This window comes from Bartonella sp. MR110HLJHH (genome assembly GCF_042194225.1).
GTDB classification, from domain to species: Bacteria; Pseudomonadota; Alphaproteobacteria; order Rhizobiales; family Rhizobiaceae; genus Bartonella; species Bartonella grahamii.
This window is the reverse complement of record NZ_JBHIMQ010000010.1, coordinates 41,201-59,803: the sequence shown is the minus strand read 5'-3', so window position 1 is coordinate 59,803 and position 18,603 is coordinate 41,201. Positions and strand designations below refer to the sequence as shown.

10 protein-coding genes are annotated in these 18,603 nt (G+C 36.2%); 9 read left to right on the top strand and 1 reads right to left on the bottom strand.

Features of this window, described 5'->3' with window-relative positions; translation table 11 throughout:
• Positions 1–44 precede the first annotated feature (44 nt).
• The 7 genes from ACFIKB_RS06970 to ACFIKB_RS06940 all read left to right on the top strand — a co-directional run bounded on the left by ACFIKB_RS06970 (position 45) and on the right by ACFIKB_RS06940 (position 11,343).
• Positions 45–1,721 (top strand): ribonuclease J, encoded by a 1,677-nt coding sequence (locus ACFIKB_RS06970; RefSeq protein WP_375653133.1) that lies wholly within the window; start codon positions 45–47, stop codon positions 1,719–1,721.
• A 202-nt stretch (positions 1,722–1,923) separates the two neighbouring features.
• Complete coding sequence (gene proS / locus ACFIKB_RS06965) at positions 1,924–3,249, top strand: proline--tRNA ligase (protein ID WP_375653131.1); 1,326 nt, start codon at positions 1,924–1,926, stop codon at positions 3,247–3,249.
• 11 nt (positions 3,250–3,260) lie between these two features.
• Positions 3,261–4,529: a lipoprotein-releasing ABC transporter permease subunit gene (locus tag ACFIKB_RS06960; RefSeq protein ID WP_375636117.1), complete on the top strand. Its 1,269-nt coding sequence runs from the start codon at positions 3,261–3,263 to the stop codon at positions 4,527–4,529.
• Positions 4,529–5,209 carry an ABC transporter ATP-binding protein gene (locus tag ACFIKB_RS06955; RefSeq protein ID WP_375636116.1) on the top strand — a complete coding sequence of 227 codons (681 nt, stop codon included), beginning with the start codon at positions 4,529–4,531 and terminating at the stop codon, positions 5,207–5,209. Before ACFIKB_RS06960 ends, ACFIKB_RS06955 begins: the two co-directional genes overlap by 1 nt.
• 66 nt (positions 5,210–5,275) lie before the next feature.
• The gene (locus ACFIKB_RS06950) at positions 5,276–5,563 is read left to right on the top strand and encodes a succinate dehydrogenase assembly factor 2 (RefSeq protein WP_375636115.1); all 288 of its coding nucleotides are present in this window, start codon (positions 5,276–5,278) and stop codon (positions 5,561–5,563) included.
• A gap of 5 nt (positions 5,564–5,568) precedes the next feature.
• Complete coding sequence (gene mfd, locus ACFIKB_RS06945; RefSeq protein WP_375636114.1) at positions 5,569–9,069, top strand: transcription-repair coupling factor; 3,501 nt, start codon at positions 5,569–5,571, stop codon at positions 9,067–9,069.
• Positions 9,070–10,731: 1,662 nt separating this feature from the next.
• Positions 10,732–11,343, top strand: a complete 612-nt coding sequence (locus ACFIKB_RS06940; protein WP_015856370.1) for an invasion associated locus B family protein — start codon at positions 10,732–10,734, stop codon at positions 11,341–11,343.
• Positions 11,344–11,430: 87 nt separating this feature from the next.
• Here ACFIKB_RS06940 and ACFIKB_RS06935 read toward each other — a convergent pair whose 3' ends face one another.
• A complete protein-coding gene (locus tag ACFIKB_RS06935) occupies positions 11,431–14,061 on the bottom strand; it encodes a ribonuclease E/G (RefSeq protein WP_375653128.1) in 2,631 nt (876 codons plus the stop codon).
• Between the two features lie 588 nt (positions 14,062–14,649).
• On the opposite strand from ACFIKB_RS06935, the gene ACFIKB_RS06930 reads away from it, so the two are divergent.
• Positions 14,650–15,879: an N-acetylmuramoyl-L-alanine amidase gene (locus ACFIKB_RS06930; protein ID WP_015856372.1), complete on the top strand. Its 1,230-nt coding sequence runs from the start codon at positions 14,650–14,652 to the stop codon at positions 15,877–15,879.
• A gap of 168 nt (positions 15,880–16,047) precedes the next feature.
• The gene (locus tag ACFIKB_RS06925) at positions 16,048–18,513 is read left to right on the top strand and encodes a penicillin-binding protein 1A (protein WP_375653126.1); all 2,466 of its coding nucleotides are present in this window, start codon (positions 16,048–16,050) and stop codon (positions 18,511–18,513) included.
• The last annotated feature ends 90 nt before the right edge of the window (positions 18,514–18,603 follow it).

Sequence of the window (18,603 nt, the reverse complement as noted above, 5' to 3'; positions counted from 1 at the left end):
AATTATTTTACCATCAGATACCTTAATGATTTTGGGAGATATTTATGGTTGCAGCTAATAAGAATGAGTTTGTTTTTTTACCTCTGGGGGGTGTAGGTGAAATAGGGATGAATTTAGCTGCTTACGGATTTGGTCCCCAACATCTTCGTGAATGGCTGCTGGTTGATATGGGAATTAGTTTTGCTGGTTCTGAATTACCAGGAGTCGACCTTGTTTTTCCTGATATTCGTTTTCTAGAAAGTGAAAAACATAATATACGGGGTCTTGTTTTAACACATGCACATGAAGATCATTATGGGGCCGTTCTTGATTTATGGCCAAAGTTACAAGTTCCAATTTACTGTACGCCTTTTACAGCAGGATTATTGGAAACTAAAAAACAATTAGATTTTGAATCTCAAAAAATTTTACTCAATATTTTTCAAGCTGGTGATTGTTTTCAGGTAGGTTCCTTTGCTGTAGAGGCTATAGCTGTTAACCATTCAATACCAGAATCTGTATCTTTAGCAATTACAACCTCTTTGGGGACTGTGATTCATACTGGTGATTGGAAAATTGATCATACTCCTTCACTTGGGGCTGTGACGAATGAAAAAAGATTTCGTGCGTTAGGAAAAAAAGGTGTTTTAGCATTACTTTGTGATTCTACAAATGCGTGTCGGGATGGTATATCTCCATCAGAGCAGCAGGTTCAAGCCAGTCTTTCTGAGATTATTTCCAAAGCTGAAGGGCGCGTTGCAATAGCAACTTTTTCTTCTAATATTGGTCGGATACGTTCTATTGCTCTTGCAGCTGAAGCTGCTGGACGTAAGGTGCTTGTCATTGGGCGCTCCCTTAAGCGAAGTATTATGGTTGCACAAGAGCTTGGTTATATGAATGGTTTAGCACCATTTGTAACGGAAGATGATTATGGTTACATTTTGCGAAAAGATCTTGTTTTAATTGTCACAGGGAGCCAAGGTGAGCCATGTGCTGCTTTGGCTAAACTGTCACGTGATGGAATGAGAAATATTGCACTTTCTGCTGGTGATACCGTTATTTATTCATCACGAAGTATTCCAGGAAACGAAAAAGCGATTATTGAGGTACAAAATCGTTTCATTGATTTGGGTATTGAAATTATTACGAATGAAGATGCACTTGTTCATGTTTCAGGTCATCCCCGTCGTTCAGAACTTTTACAGATGTATGATTGGGTAAAGCCACAGATACTTGTTCCTGTACATGGGGAAGCAATGCATCTTAAGGCTCAGGCAACTTTAGCACGTCAAGCGGGTATTAAAATTGTTACAGATATCAGAAATGGACATATGTTACGTTTTGCACCAGAGCCTGTAGAAGTTGTTGATCAAGTTCCTGTTGGCCGCATCTATAAGGATGGTTGCCTAATTGGAGATGAAAATGAACTAGGGATTCGTGAACGTCGCAAACTAAGTTATGCTGGTCATGTTACTATTTCTCTCCATATAAATAGTAAGCATGAATTATTAGGGGATATAGGTCTAACAACATTCGGGTTACCTGAAAGCAATGGAAAGGGAGAAAGTTTAAAAGATATTCTTTTAGATATTGTAGAAAATACAGTTTATAATATCCCACGCATGAAACAGAAAAATAATGAACTTATTCGAGAGGCAACACGACGTGCTGTGAGAGCGGCTGTTCATGAAATTTGGCAAAAAAAACCTATCTGTACAGTTTTTTTACATCGGTCAAAATAAGGAACTTTCATATTACGTTATTTAAAAAGAGAAGAGCATTTTTATTTTATTGCTAAATAAGAAAAATAGAGAATAAAGCCCAATAAATTTTTAAATAATAAGATCGTTATATTTGAAAGTATTCAGAATGCGGATATAGATGAATAGAGGGTGTGATAAATTGTTTCGATATGATAGGTGTGATTAGGAGTTAATTATTTCAATGCGTCTTTCTCAATATTTCCTTCCACTTTTAAAAGAGAATCCTAAAGAAGCAGAAATTGTTTCTCATCGCTTCATGTTACGCGCTGGAATGATTCGACAACAAACATCAGGGATTTATTCTTGGCTTCCTTTGGGAAAAAAAGTGCTTGATAAAGTTTGTAGAATTATTCGTGAGGAGCAAGAACGTGCGGGTGCAATAGAAATATTGATGCCTACAATTCAATCTTCTGATCTTTGGCGTGAAAGCGGTCGTTATGATGATTATGGTTTGGAAATGCTTCGCATTAAAGATCGTCAAAAGCGTGATTTACTTTATGGTCCAACCAATGAAGAGATGGTAACAGATATTTTTCGCTCATATGTTCGTTCTTATAAAGATCTTCCACTTAATTTGTATCATATTCAATGGAAATTTCGTGATGAAATTCGCCCACGTTTTGGTGTGATGCGGGCACGGGAATTTTTAATGAAAGATGCTTATTCTTTTGATCTTGATTATGAAGGCTCTAAAACATCTTATAATCGTATGTTTGTTGCTTATTTACGCACTTTTTCTCGTCTTGGCTTAAAAGCAATCCCTATGCGTGCAGATACAGGTCCAATAGGGGGGAAACTCAGTCATGAATTTATCATTTTGGCTGAAACGGGAGAGAGCGCTATCTTCTGTGATAAACAATTTCTTGAACTTACTGTTCCTGATAGTTCAATCAATTTTAGTGATAAAGCTGTTTTAGATGATATTGTTAAACAATGGACATCTTTTTATGCAGCGACAGAAGAAATGCATAATGAAGAGGAGTGGGCTAAAGTTTCTGATCATAGTCGTCTTTCAGCGCGTGGTATTGAAGTCGGGCATATTTTCCACTTTGGCACGAAATATTCTGCTCCAATGGGAGCAAAAGTTATGGGACAAGATGGAAAAGAGCATGTAGTCTCTATGGGATCTTATGGTATTGGACCTTCGCGTCTTGTTGCGGCCGCTATAGAGGCTTCTCATGATGAAAATGGTATTATTTGGCCAAAGTCGATGGCACCGTTTGATTTTGGGATTATCAATATGAAATCCGATGATGAAAAATGCACGAAGGCATGTGAGTTTCTCTATCAGGGATTAAAGGAGGCTGGTTTTGATCCATTATTAGATGATAGAAATGAACGTCCTGGATCAAAATTTGCAACAATGGATTTGATTGGTTTGCCAACGCAAATCATTGTTGGTCCTAACAGCATTGCACAAAATGAAGTTGAAATTAAAGATCGAAAAACAGGTGTAAAAAAATCTCTAAAGGTTGAAGATGTACTCAGCCAACTTTCTATGAATTAATAGGAAATGTTATGAAGAGGCTGAAAGACAAATGGTTTTCATCTTATGAGTGGATGATCGCTTTTCGTTACATGATTCCCAATAAAAAACATGTCGTTGCATCTGTTATTTCAATTATTTCTCTTATTGGGATTATGTTGGGCGTATTTGCTCTGGTTGTTGTTATGGCGGTGATGAATGGCTTTCGTACAGAGCTTCTCAATCGTATTCTTGGTATGAATGGGCATCTTATTGTTCAAACAGTTGATTCTGGTTTTTCTGATTATAAGACTCTTATTTCTTCTTTAGAATCTACAAATGGTGTAAAGTTTGCTTTGCCTGTTATTGAAGGTCAAGCGCTTGTTCAAGGTGAAGTTCAAGGTGGCTCTGGCGCATTAGTTCGTGGTATGCGCAAACAAGATCTAGAAAAGCTTAAAACAGTCTCTCAAAACATTAAATTAGGATCGATTTCTCGGTTTGATGAAGAAGAAGGTGTTGCAATTGGAAGTGGCTTAGCAGAAAAATTGGGGCTGACAGTTGGAAGAGATATTCGTATTATTACTCCAGATGGTGATGAGACTCCTTTTGGCGTTACACCACGTGTGAAAGCTTATAGAGTCGTTGCTATTTTTGAAGTTGGTATGTCTGAATATGATTCAATATTTATCTTTATGCCTCTCCATGAAGCACAAATGTTTTTTAATTTGGGAGATAAGGTTCAGTCTTTAGAATTATTTCTAAATGATCCTGATGCTGTTGATCAAATAAAACCTGTTGTAGAAAAAACAGTTGATCAACAGGTCTATTTAATTGATTGGCGTACACGCAATCAGGCTTTTTTTTCAGCCTTACAGATTGAACGAAATGTTATGTTTTTCATTCTTTCTCTGATCGTTCTTGTTGCTGCTTTAAATATTATTTCAGGGCTGATTATGCTTGTAAAAGATAAAAGTCATGATATTGCGATTTTACGCACGATGGGGGCTCAACAGAGTGCGATTTTGCGTATATTTATCATTACAGGAATGATGATTGGTTTTATTGGAACTATATTGGGTTTAGTTTTAGGTGTTATCGCGACCGCGAATATTAATCATATCCAAGACTTTATATCTTGGTTATTTAATGTCGACGTTTTTAATCCTCAACTTTATTTTTTAACAAAATTGCCTGCACAAATTGACTGGAAACAGACAATCTTGGTTGCTATGATGGCTTTATTTTTGTCGTTTCTTGCTGCTCTCATTCCGGCATGGCGTGCTGCTAAGCTAGATCCCGTACAAGCTTTGAGGTATGAATAATGACAGCTATTTTAGAGCTTGTAGAGATTGAAAGACACTTTTTCGAGAGTCATAAGCCGCTTATTGTTTTAGATAAAGCGAATTTTATTCTTAATCGTGGAGAGCTTGTCGCACTTGTTGCACCATCTGGTGCTGGAAAATCAACACTTCTTCATATTGCTGGATTATTAGAAAAACCAACAGCTGGTGATGTGATGTTACGGGGTGTTTCTTGTGCAAAGCGCTCTGATAGTGAGCGAACAGCTATAAGACGAAATGATATTGGTTTTGTTTATCAATTTCATCATTTACTTCCAGAGTTTACGGCGTTAGAAAATGTCATGGTACCGCAAATGATAGCAGGATTAAAAAAATCCATAGCAGAAGATCGTGCGCGCAAATTATTGACGTATCTGCGTATTTCTCATCGCGCTAACCATCGTCCCTCAGAGTTATCGGGAGGAGAACAACAACGTGTTGCTATTGCACGTGCAGTAGCAAATGGCCCTTCGGTTCTTTTGGCTGATGAACCTACAGGAAATCTTGATCCAGTAACTTCAGCTTATGTCTTTCAAGCTTTGTCTATCCTTGTTCGTCAGTCGGGTCTTTCTGCTCTTATTGCAACACATAATTACGCTTTGGCTAAGCAAATGCATCGTCGAATTACACTTAAAGAACAAAAGATTATAGAACTTCCTTAAAAGCAAGGTACAAATTTTATACGACTAATTGAATAGTTTATATTACTTTATTCAAGGAGATTTTTTATGACAGTTTTTGTCGTTGACAAAAATCAATTAGATGTGCGTCGTCGTCGATTGATTTTTCGTGCATGGCATCGCGGTATTCGTGAAATGGATCTCATTTTTGGACATTATGTCGATGCTCATATTGCTGAAATGAATGATAAAACGCTCTCTGAACTTGAATATATTATGTCTTTTGATGATCGTGATTTACTCACATGGATTACTGGAGAAGTTTTGCCACCCTCTGAAGTTGATAGTCCACTTTTTCGCGATATTGCCAATTATCGTATTTGCTTAAGTTATTAATCCTGATGCCTATATTTAAAAAAATTGTTATTCCCAAAAATAATTCTGTTCGTATGATTTTTGATGGAGTTCCTGATGGATTTGAAGCCTTTGCGCTTGCTAAATTAAGTTCAGAAATTGCACAAGGTAAACCACTCATCTATGTTGTCCGCGACGGAACAAAAATTGTTCATTTACAACAAGTTTTAAATTTTATTGAGCCCAATTTACCCATACTTCAATTTCCTGCATGGGATTGTTTGCCTTATGATCGTGTGTCACCAGGAATTGCTGTTATGGCACGTCGACTATCAGCATTGGCACACATAGCAAATTTACGTAAAGATCCACATCCTGCAATTATATTAACAACAGCAAATGCGATTATGCAAAAGTTACCTCCTCGTGAAATGATAGAAGCTCAGCTTATTCACGCACGTGTTGGCCAGCGCAATAACATGGGAAATCTTATTCAGTTTTTAGAAACCAATGGTTTTGAACGCGTTACGGTTGTCCGTGATGTTGGTGAGTTTGCTGTAAGAGGAGGAATACTTGATATCTTTTCTCCCATGGATGTTGAACCTTTACGTCTTGATTTTTTTGGAGATACCCTAGAAAGTATCCGCATATTTGATCCAGAAAGTCAAAGGACAACAGGTCAAAAAACTGAACTTTTATTACAGGCAATGAGTGAGGTTGTTCTTACACCAGAACGCATAAGCCGTTTTAAGAGCAATTATACCCGTACATTTGGTGTATCACAAAAAAATAACATGCTTTATGAAGCAATTGCTCAAGGTCGGCGTTTTGCCGGTATGGAACATTGGCTTCCATTTTTTTATGAAAACCTTGATAGTTTTTTTGACCATTGTGGTAACTTACCGATAGTTTTTGAGCATCTCATAGAAGAAGCCTTCATTGAGCGCTATCGTCTTATTGAGGACTATTATAACGCGCGCAAAGAGCGCGAAAATGATGAAAAAAATTCTACTTCTTATCACCCAATAGATCCTAGTCTTTTCTATTTAACGCCAGAGCGTGTTTTGGAGGGTGTGCAACAATCTTCACAGCGTATTGATTTTTCGCCTTTTAATATTCCACAAAGTTTGGAAAAAACTGTTATTCACACCAATGTTAAACAGGGATATGATTTTGTAAAAGAGCGTAATGCGCAGGAAAAAAATGTTTTTTCAAGTGTTGTTGATCATATCGCATCTTTACGCACTGCTGGTAAAAAAGTGCTTTTAGCGTGTTGGAGTGAAGGATCTCTCAATCGTTTGCTACAAGTTCTCGATGAGCATGGATTGAAAAAAATAGATGTTGCAAAATCCTTGCAAACTGTCAAAGCAACACCACGAGATCGCATATTAGCAGCTGTTATCATGATAGAACATGGTTTTGAGGCTGAAGATTTGGCTGTTATAGCAGAGCAAGATATCCTTGGCGATCGTTTTATAAGATCGCCAAAGCGGCGTAAAAATAATACAAATTTTATTTCTGAAATTTCTGCTTTAAATTCTGGTGATATTATTGTGCATATCGACCACGGTATTGGCCAATTTGTTGGTCTTAAAACCATCAAAACCACTGGAATTTTACGAGATTGTCTTGAAATTAGATATGCTGGAGGTGATTTACTCTTTTTACCTGTTGAAAATATTGAGCTTCTCTCACGTTATGGCTCAGAAGGAACAGAGGTAACTTTAGATAAATTAGGGGGTGTTGCTTGGCAAGCACGTAAAGCTCGGCTTAAAAAACATTTATTGGAAATGGCAGGGCAATTAATTCGTATAGCTGCAGAGCGTGTGACTCGTGCTGCGCCTGCTTTACTTCCACCAGTTGGACCATTTGATGAGTTTGTTGCTTGCTTTCCCTATGAAGAAACGGAAGATCAAATGAATGCAATTGATGCTGTTTTAGACGATTTAGCCTCAGGAAAGCCTATGGATCGCTTGATATGCGGTGATGTTGGTTTTGGAAAAACCGAAGTAGCCATTCGAAGTGCTTTTGTCGCAGCATTAAATGGATATCAGGTTGCTGTTGTTGTACCGACAACTTTGCTTTCACGTCAACATTACAAGACATTTATTTCGCGTTTTCAAGGATTACCGGTTAAAATTGGACATGCTTCAAGGCTTGTAAAAGCGAAAGAACTTGCACAAGTAAAAAAAGGTGTTTCAGATGGTACAATAGATATTGTCATTGGAACCCATGCATTATTAAGTGGTGCAGTTAATTTTTTACGGTTAGGCCTTCTCATCATTGATGAGGAGCAGCATTTTGGTGTCAAACACAAAGAGCGTTTAAAAGAGCTTAAAAGTGATATTCATGTTCTCACACTTTCAGCAACTCCCATACCACGCACTTTAGGGTTAGCATTATCGGGTGTACGTGAACTTTCATTGATAACAACGCCCCCCATTGATAGAATGGCGGTTCGTACTTTTATTTCACCTTTTGATGCACTTGTTATACGAGAGACCCTGCTTCGAGAATATTATCGTGGCGGACAAAGTTTCTATGTTTGTCCTCGTATTTCTGATCTGGCTTTTGTAGAAGAATATCTCAAAACACATGTGCCAGAACTGAAATTCGTTGTGGCTCATGGACAAATGCCGGCTGGACAACTTGATGATATTATGAATGCATTTTATGATGGGCAATATGATGTTTTGCTATCGACAACCATTATTGAATCTGGTCTTGATATTCCAACAGCCAATACCCTAATTGTGCATCGCGCTGAGATGTTTGGTCTTTCTGCACTCTATCAGTTACGAGGGAGGGTAGGGCGCTCAAAACAACGTGCTTATGCACTCTTTACATTTCCTGCTGGTAAAGTTTTAACAGCTGCTGCTGATCGCCGTCTTAAAGTTTTACAATCTCTTGACACCTTGGGGGCCGGTTTTCAATTGGCAAGCCATGACATGGATATCCGCGGTTCAGGCAATTTTTTAGGTGAAGAGCAATCGGGACATATTAAAGAAGTTGGATTTGAACTCTATCAAAAAATGCTTGAAGAAGCTGTTGCTGAATTAAAAGATGGAGAGCTAAATGAAGATAAGCAATGGTCTCCTCAAATTTCACTTGGTACAACAGTGATGATACCAGAAAGTTTCGTGCCTGACTTGCCATTACGTATGGGGCTTTATCGTCGTTTAACAGAACTTGATGATTTAGAACAAATTGATGAATTTGCAGCGGAGTTAATTGATCGCTTTGGTCCTTTACCGCTTGAAGTTCAACACCTTCTTAAAGTCTTTTATATCAAAACATTGTGTCGAAAAGCGCATGTAGAAAAATTGGATACTGGACCAAAGGGGATTGTTATACAGTTTCGCAATAATTATTTTGCAAATAGTGTTGCTCTTGTTCAGTGGGTTGGAAAACAAGGTTCGATGGCAAAAATTCGACCAGATCAAAGTATCGCTCTTATTCGTGATTGGTCCACAGCGGATGAAAGGCTTGTTGGAGCAGCGAATATTATGACACAGCTTGTCGAAATGGCAGAACAACATTCTGGTTAAAAACTTCTTTGTTGTTTCAGAATTGTTACTCATTTTTATAAAATTATTATAAAAACAAATAGTTATTGATTTTTTATAAGAATAAAATTTAAGTTTATAATAAAAGAACTTCTTACATATTCATTTTGCGTTCTTCATCATAAGACATATTGATACAATGAAGAAAATAGCTTAGACGGTGTAACCGTAATAAATAGAACGTGCATATAAGTATCTTCTCTAAAAAGCAAAAATTTAAGCCAAGATAACATGCTTTCTTCATTACAAAAGTTGCTAACGATAGTTTTTTACTCCCTGTAATATATGGCATAAAAACAGCTCACGCTGATTTATCTTCTAAGGAACAATACCAACATTAAAAAACAAAAGAAAGAATACTAAAGATAGCATACAATTTATTGAAGATAAGTATTTATATTTAGATATTTTGGGAAAAAATTTTTCTAAAGCAGAATACTATAAGCGTTTGCAGGAACGAAATAAGTTTTTAAAAGAACTGAAAAATCTGAAGAATGAATATTATAATCTTGGTTCGAAATTACAGGATCTATTTGAAAAAAATAAAAATTTATCTCTAGGGTAGATATAGCGAGAGAGTACGAAGTAGGAGAATACGAAGAAAAGCTGAATTATTTAATAAATAGAAAATTATCCTCATATTTATTATTAGTTGCAAAGTTTTAGCGGATATATTGCAGAGTGATATAGGTGCTATTTTACGCAAAGATTTTGATTGGAAAGATAAAGATTTTTATTGAGTAAAAGACGCAATTAATTCGATAAGCCCCAGTTTCTAGCAATATAAAAGAATTGCTAACAGAAGGCTCTTAATAGCTATGAAAAACAAACATTTGATGATGTAAAAGATAAATTATTATTATAAATTAATATGTTGTTATATTTTAAGGAAGTTTATTATAAATAAAATATTTTCAACAGTTATAAATTTTCTCTCTAAGAAAATATGTTTTTTAATTAAGAAAAAAGCACTTCTTTAGTAGCGTATTTTTAAATTAAACTTTTTGGTTAAAAGCTGTAGAATATAAAGCTTTTATTACAAAAATGTATCGCCATTGTTTTGTAAACAAGGGCAGAAAATTGTCCATTAGGAAAAAGTTCTCTTACAATTATGCAGAAATTTTAGACAATCAGTGGTTTTAATTTATGAAATGTTTCAATAATACCGTAAATGATTTTATTTTTTCGTATCATACGAATCACATAAGGAAAAAAGTAAAATTTATCTGATATTTCGGAGATTCATGCATTACAACAGCTGTTGCTAAGGCTCTACGAGCTTAACATGAAGAGTAATAAATGTAAAAAGTTTAATTAGTAAGATTTTTAGAGTAGTATAGGAGTTTATTTTAATTAATATTGCAATATTGATTCGTTTGTGTAATCTTAGCTTAAATGCACAGAGGTGTTTTATGGATAGATTGCATCAAACACCAATATGATAAAGAGGGGAATTATATGGGTGTATAAAAATTAGAATAGCTTGTCGTATTTTTTTCTCTAAATTTGACTTTTTTTTTTATATTGAAGTAAAAATAGTAAAATTAAGTGTTATTTCATTATAATTTAATAAATTTAAGTTGGAATTATATTTAATATTTTTTTGAAGTTACTTAAAAGCGCGTTGAAAGGATTAACTTAATCATGTCGCATAAAAATGTTTATTCTGCTGTTTCAGTATTAGTTGGAGCCGCTGCCCTTTTTCTTATAGCTGGTATTTCTGCAAATGCGCAAACTTTATCACAAGGTTGGTACAAAGTTTGCAGTAAGCAGCATGATGTTGATATTTGTAATACAATGAATACTGTATTATCGAATACGGGACAACCTTTAACGGCTTTTAATCTTGTTGAAATAAAAGGGAAGCAAAATGAAAAACGTATAGGTATTCAAGTACCTACAGGTCGTTTTTTGCCAGAAGGTGTTCACATTAAAATTGGTGACGACTTCTCTAAAAAAATTCCTTATATTATTTGTAATGGACCAAGTTGTATTGCCAATGATGTCTTAGATGATAAGCTTATAGCTGCTATGAAAAGTGGTACAAAAATGGTTGTAACCACAGTTAATTTCCGTGGTTCAGCTAATCCTATTGAATTTTCTCTTAATGGGTTTACAGCAGCCTATACCGGTCCTGGTATGGAGGAAAAAGATTTCCAACAAGAACAAATAAAGATGCAGCAAGCTATTCAATCAAAGCAAAAAGAAATTGAAGATCGTATGCGGGCTGAGCAAGAAAAAGCAAAACAAAAGTGATAAACCCACACCATAGAATTGGTTGAAACGTCTTCTATAATTATTTATTTAAACCGCCACAGAAAACTGTGGCGGTTTTTTTAATCTTTAATTTTTCGAAAGAATTCTGCGTTTCCACCAACCAATACGTTCAGTTTTGGAAGAATCATTAGGCGTTGATGAAACAACAACGGGTTGATTAATTGTTTCTTCAATTTGGGAAGGAGAGGTTTCGACAACTTCCTCCATCTCGATTATAGTTTCTTTCTCTAATATTTTTTGTATTTGCGTTGTCTCTTTAGAAGATGATTTTTTACGTGTTCCACGTGTTGACTTTTTACTATTTTCAAGAGTTTTATCTTCTACTTTATGAATAGATTTGTCTGCCTTTTTTGTTTTAGCTTTACGTACTGAACTAGTTTTAGGTTTTTCTTCAAGAGATTTTTGTTCTACGACATTTTGATCATTATCTAAAGAAAGTTGATTTTCTACTACTTTTGAAGAACGTGTTTTACGTTTTTTAGGTTTAATACTTGTATCATTTTTTTCAGATTCACCCTGTTGTTGTATATCTAGAGCTTGTGTATTATTTTTTGTTTCTTCAAGTTCAAAAGATTTAGCAGGTGAAACACGATGTTTGCGGTGTGCTGCTTTAATTTCTGCTAAAGCCTGCTTAGCAAAATCTCCCACTGGTTCTGCGTAAGGAATGCGAATCTGATGAAAACTATTATCTTGATTGCGTCGACCACCACGACGTCCTCGACGACGTCCTCGACGATAAGAATCATCACTCAAGGTATCTTCTTTTTTATGAACGTTGGAGAGAGAATGATCAGTAATTTCATCGTGACGATTTTTGCGCCGACGCTTTTGGTTTGTTTCAATGGGAGAAGGATTTTCAATAGATTCACTTTCTGTGAAAACAGAATCTTCAATTTCTTGCTTATTAACATCTTCCAATGAAGATCGAGAAATGCTCTCTGCTATTGAGCCTTTAGAAATAACAAGATGTTGCGTTCCAATACTATCATCTGCTTCAATACTAATATTAAGCTTAAAGCGAGTTTCTAAATTAACAAGAATGTTGCGTTTATGATTTAATACATAAAGCGCTGTTGCTACGGGTGTGCGCACGATAATATTATATTGCGAATTATGAAGAAGATATTCTTCAATTGAGCGCATGACATGTAACGCAATTGATGATTCAGAACGTATATTTCCTGTTCCTGCGCAATGCGGGCAGGGCTGTGTTGTACTTTCTAAAACCGATATGCGAATACGTTGACGACTCATTTCTAAAAGGCCGAAGTGTGAAATATGACCTACTTGAATACGAGCACGATCATTTTTTAAACAATCTTTTAATTTTTTTTCGACCAGCTTTACATTGCGTTCTTCAAGCATATCAATAAAATCAATCACAATTAAACCAGCAAGGTCACGCAAGCGTAATTGACGCGCTACTTCTTCAGCAGCTTCAAGGTTAGTTTGTAAAGCTGTCTTTTCGACAGAGAATTCTTTCGTAGAGCGACCAGAATTTACGTCAATAGCAACAAGTGCTTCTGTTTGATTAATAACAAGATAACCACCAGATTTTAAAGAAACCTGTGGTTGCAACATTTTATCAAGTTGAATTTCAATATTATTTCTTGCAAAAATGGGTGTAGGATCACGGTAAGGTTGCACAACTTTTGCATGGCTTGGCATGAGCATACGCATAAAGTCTTTCGCTTCACGATATCCTTGGTCTCCAGAGACAAGAATTTCACTAATGTTCTTATTATAAAGATCTCGTATAGAACGCTTGATGAGATTACTTTCTTCATGGACAAGGCATGGCGCCGTTGACTCGAGTGTCAAAGTGCGAATAGTATCCCATAACCGCATAAGATATTCATAATCACGTTTAATTTCAGCTTTTGTTCTGTTGGCTCCAGCTGTTCGTAAGATAACGCCCATACCTTTTGGAACGGCTAATTCTTTTACGATTTCTTTAAGACGCTTACGGTCTTGTACGTTCGTAATTTTTCGTGAAATACCACCACCACGTGCTGTGTTGGGCATTAGAACAGAATAACGACCTGCTAAAGACAGATATGTTGTAAGGGCAGCACCTTTATTACCACGCTCTTCTTTGATGACTTGTACCAACAAAATTTGACGTCGTTTAATGACTTCTTGAATTTTATATTGGCGCCCTTGTTTTCTTTGATAAATTGGGAGCTCTTCACGGATGTCCTCAGCACCAACCATTTCGATCTCATCATAAGAGATATCGGCATTTAATGCTTCTTCTGTATTATCAATTATTGTTGATTCAGATGTGATATCATTTTCAATATCGGCTGCTATGACATTGTTTTTTCCATTTTTTTTTGTTCTTCTGGAGCGTTTTTTATTTTTAGTTGCTTCTTCCGTAAAGGCATCTATAGAATTTTCTCCTACAGCTGCTTTTTCCTCTTCTTCAAGAAGAGCAAGGCGATCAGCAATAGGAATTTGATAATAATCAGGATGAATTTCAGAAAATGTTAAAAAACCATGTCGGTTTCCACCATATTCAACAAAAGCTGCTTGGAGAGACGGTTCTACACGCGTAATACGTGCGAGATAAATATTCCCCTTGAGCTGTTTTCTATGTTCTGATTCAAAATCAAGTTCTTCAATTTTGTTGCCGTGAACAACAACAACACGTGTTTCCTCCGGATGGGAGGCATCTATAAGCATTTTGTTTGACATAAGCTAATATCCTGAAGGCGACATGCACAATTTTACTCAAACGAACGCTATAACTATTCGTAAATATAAAAGGCTGTCTGCCATAAAAGGGAGGTACCAGAAAAACAGGACGGAACACCACGTGCAAAGGCATGACTGCATTTACACCATTTCTCATCATTATCTCCATCTGTTTTTTATGACTCATATTTCTTAAAAGTCTCCGGTAAAATAATCTTTAAAACAGTTCGGATATCCGAACCAACGAATCTTAAGTAATGCAATCCTAATGTTATAACATAGAAATTTTTCATCCATAAAAAAGTCTCAATGCATAATAGGCAAAAAACCTCTAAAGACAACTTAATATGAGTTACAGATAATTTAGATGACTATTATCAGCTAGGAAGCATAAATATTCTTTTATGTTGATATCATGCGTTTGGCAAGTAACAATGTAAATCATGTATAATGATAATGTCTTTAATGACCTTAATTTCGTTTTTGGGTGTTTATTTAGCTTTTATTGAAAAATAGAGAATAAATTGGTGTATCGTTTTTATATAACCAAGATAAATTATTACAAATGTAATGTAGAGTATTTTGCTTATGATAAGAGTTTTCTTTACCAAAAAGCTGAAAATAGCTTATGGGAATGTTATTGTGCTTGTCACATACTTTTTATTATTATTTTTGCTATTCCAAACCAGTGTTCAAGCCGCAGATCCTCTGAGACTTATTAATTTTCGAACCATTGGTGATAGTGTTCATACGCGTATTATTGCGGTTTTCAATTCAAAACCAAATGTTCGTTTACAGATTTTGGACAGGCCAGCACGGTTGGTGATCAATTTACCTACAATTGACTTTTCGATGCAAAATACGCCTTTAAAGAAACAGAATACATTATCCGTTATGCTTTCAGATGTGCGTTATGCTTTTTCTGACATGCAGACTTCACGCATTATTTTGACAAGTAAAACGGCCTTTGTAATTGAAAAAAGTGTCGTAAAAAAATTAAATAATGGTTTATGGCAGTTGCTGATTGATATTCGTAAAACTACACTAGAAAAATTTGATGAAATATTAAAAAAACAGCAAAAAACCAATTTTGATACAAAAACGCAGTTAATGCCAGCATATAATTTCCGTGTTGTTCTTGATCCTGGTCATGGTGGTATTGATGGCGGTGCACGGGGTGTTACTGGAGTTTTAGAAAAAGATGTGACTTTAGACTTTGCGCGTGCATTGCGAGACGAATTACAAAAGGATTCTCATATTACTGTTGCTTTAACGCGAGATTCCAATATTTTTTTAAGACTAAGTGAAAGAGTTAAAAAAGCGCAAGAGTTCGATGCTGATCTTTTTATATCTATTCATGCAGATACGATTGATCTACATTCTCTTCGCGGTGCTACAGTGTATACCATATCAGACAAAGCCTCTGATGCCATTGCAAAATCTTTAGCTGAAAATGAAAATAAAGTTGATTTGCTGGATGGTTTGCCTGCAGATGAAACACTCGAAGTTACAGATATTTTGATGGATCTTACACGACGTGAAACACATACATTTTCGGTTAATTTTGCAAATAGTGTTATTTCAAGTTTATCAAAGAATCATATTAACTTGATTAATAACCCACATCGGTATGCTAATTTTCAAGTTTTAAGAGCTTCAGATATACCCTCCGTCTTGATAGAGATAGGTTATTTATCCAATAAAGAGGACGAAAAGTTATTAAATGATCCTCATTGGAGAAAACAAATGGCAGCCTCTATTGCTCATTCTATTCGTCAATTTGCTCATTATAGGCAGAAAATGATACAGCCTCTTTAAATTTGTGAGAAAATAGAGTATCAATATGGGGTTCTAGTGTACCCTAGTATAAATAAAAGATAGAAAACAATTTCTCTTGATCCCAATCTTGTGGTGATATCCGCTTGGTGTGTTTGAAGTAACGTATTTTTTCTTTGATTAATTCTTAAGAAAGCGATAGCCGTTTTTATGATGATTTTTTTAAGATATCTTCTTCGTTTTTTTGTTGCTATTGGACTTTGTGGAGCAATAATGTGGGGTGTTATGACCAGTGGTCAAGCAAATGCACTCCCTAATTATGAAGTTCTTTCACTTTATGAGCCGCCGGTAATGACCCGCGTCCATGCTTCTGATGGCCGTCTTATGGCAGAGTTTGCAACAAAACATCGCCTCTATTTACCAATTCAATCAATACCAAAGCTTGTTATAAATGCTTTTATTTCGGCTGAAGACAAAAACTTTTATCATCATTTTGGTTTAGATCCTGAAGGACTTTCTCGAGCTTTGATCAATAATATTCGTAATATTGGTTCTGGAAGACGCCCAGAGGGTGCATCAACTATAACGCAACAAGTCGCTAAAAACTTTCTTTTAAGTTCAGAAACAACGTTAGAGCGTAAATTTAAGGAAGCTATTTTAGCAATGCGTATTGAGAAAACTTATTCAAAGGATCATATTCTCGAACTTTATCTCAATGAAATTTATCTGGGTCGTGGTACTTATGGTATAGCAGCTGCTTCTTTGACCTATTTCAATAAATCCGTCAATGATCTGACGCTAGAACAATGTGCTTATTTGGCTGCTCTTCCAAAAGGGCCAGCAAATTATGATCCATTTAAGAATACACAACGTGCTATTGATCGGCGCAATTGGGTTATAGATCGGATGATTGCAAATGGATATGTAACGCGTGAACAAGGTGAAAAAGCGAAAGCTAAACCTTTAGGAGCGACAATACGTGGGAGTGATAGCTATGTTTTTGCGGCTGATTATTTTACTGAAGAAGTGCGACGTCGTTTAATACATCGCTATGGGGCTAAGACACTTTATGAAGGTGGGCTTTCCATTCGTACAACGCTTGATCCACATTTACAACTTATTGCGCGACGTGCTTTGCACGCTGGATTAATTAGATTTGATCATTCGCAAGGATGGCGTGGAGCTTATGCACATATCGATGAAAAAGGTGATTGGGGGATAGAACTTGCAAATATCACGGGGCTAAGTGATGTTCCTGAATGGCGTTTAGCTGTTGTTCTTTCTGCTAATCCCAATAAAGTAGAGATTGGTTTACAGCCACAGCGCGAAGCTTCGGGTATATTATCAAAAAAACGGGAAATTGCTGTTTTATCTGAATCTGATTCAAAATGGGCACTCCATGTTGTAAAAGAAAATGGTTATCGAAAAACTGTTCAGAACTTATCTCATGTTCTGCAAGTTGGGGATGTCATTTTTGTTGAAAAACTATCCAATACAAACAACACTTATCGTTTACAACAAATTCCAAAGGTTGAAGGTGCAATTGTTGCTATGGAACCTCATACAGGGCGCGTTCTTGCTATGGTGGGAGGATTTTCTTTTGCTGCATCTGAATTCAATCGTGCAACCCAAGCTTATCGCCAACCGGGGTCTGCTTTTAAGCCTTTTGTTTATGCAGCAGCTCTTGATAATGGGTATACACCAGCATCCGTTGTTTTAGATGGCCCCATTGAAGTTCGTCAATATAATGGGGAAGTTTGGCAACCCAAAAATTATGGTGGTACCTTTGCAGGACCTTCAACGTTGCGTTATGGTATTGAGCGTTCTCGTAATCTTATGACAATACGGCTTGCCAATGATATGGGAATGCCTCTTGTCGCTGAATATGCAGAACGCTTTGGCATAGTGGATAAATTGCAGCCTTATCTTCCCATGGCTTTAGGGGCTGGTGAAACAACAGTATTACGAATGGTTACAGCTTATTCAGTTATTGCCAATGGGGGACGCTCTATTAAGCCTTCTCTGATAGACAGAATTCAAGATCGTTATGGAAAGACAATTTATCGTCATGATGATCGTATTTGTGAAAATTGTAATACGCCTTCATGGAATAATCAACGTGAACCCACATTGATTGATGAGCGAGATCAAGTTCTTGACCCTATGACTGCTTATCAGATTACATCCATGATGGAAGGGGTTGTTCAGCGTGGTACTGCAGCACGTTTACGTTATCTTAATCGACATATTGCCGCTAAGACAGGGACAACCAATGACTCTAAAGATGTCTGGTTTATGGGATTTACTCCTGACATTGTCGTTGGTATTTTTATCGGCTACGATCAACCTGCTCCATTAGGATATAATGGAACCGGAAGTTCATTAGCTGCACCTATTTTTGGTGAGTTTATGGCAAATGCTCTTAAAGGAAAGCCAGATGTTCCCTTTAAGATGCCAAAGGGTATGATTTTAATGCCAATTAATCGGAAAACAGGAATGCTTGCGGAAAGAGGAGATCAAGATGTCATTATAGAAGCATTTAAACCAGGGACTGGTCCTGCTGATATATATCAAGTTATTGGGAGTACAAATTCTTTTCAAGAAGGTGTTCCTGCAGTAACCACTTCTCCACAAGTCAATAAAGCCCTTGAAAGTGGGACAGGTGGGCTGTATTAATCAACAAAATCTCCTTTCGCCATGAGTCTATAGTTTTTATTTTTTTTACAGTGTCGGTCCTGTAAATAGAATGATAAGTCCGTGCTATTC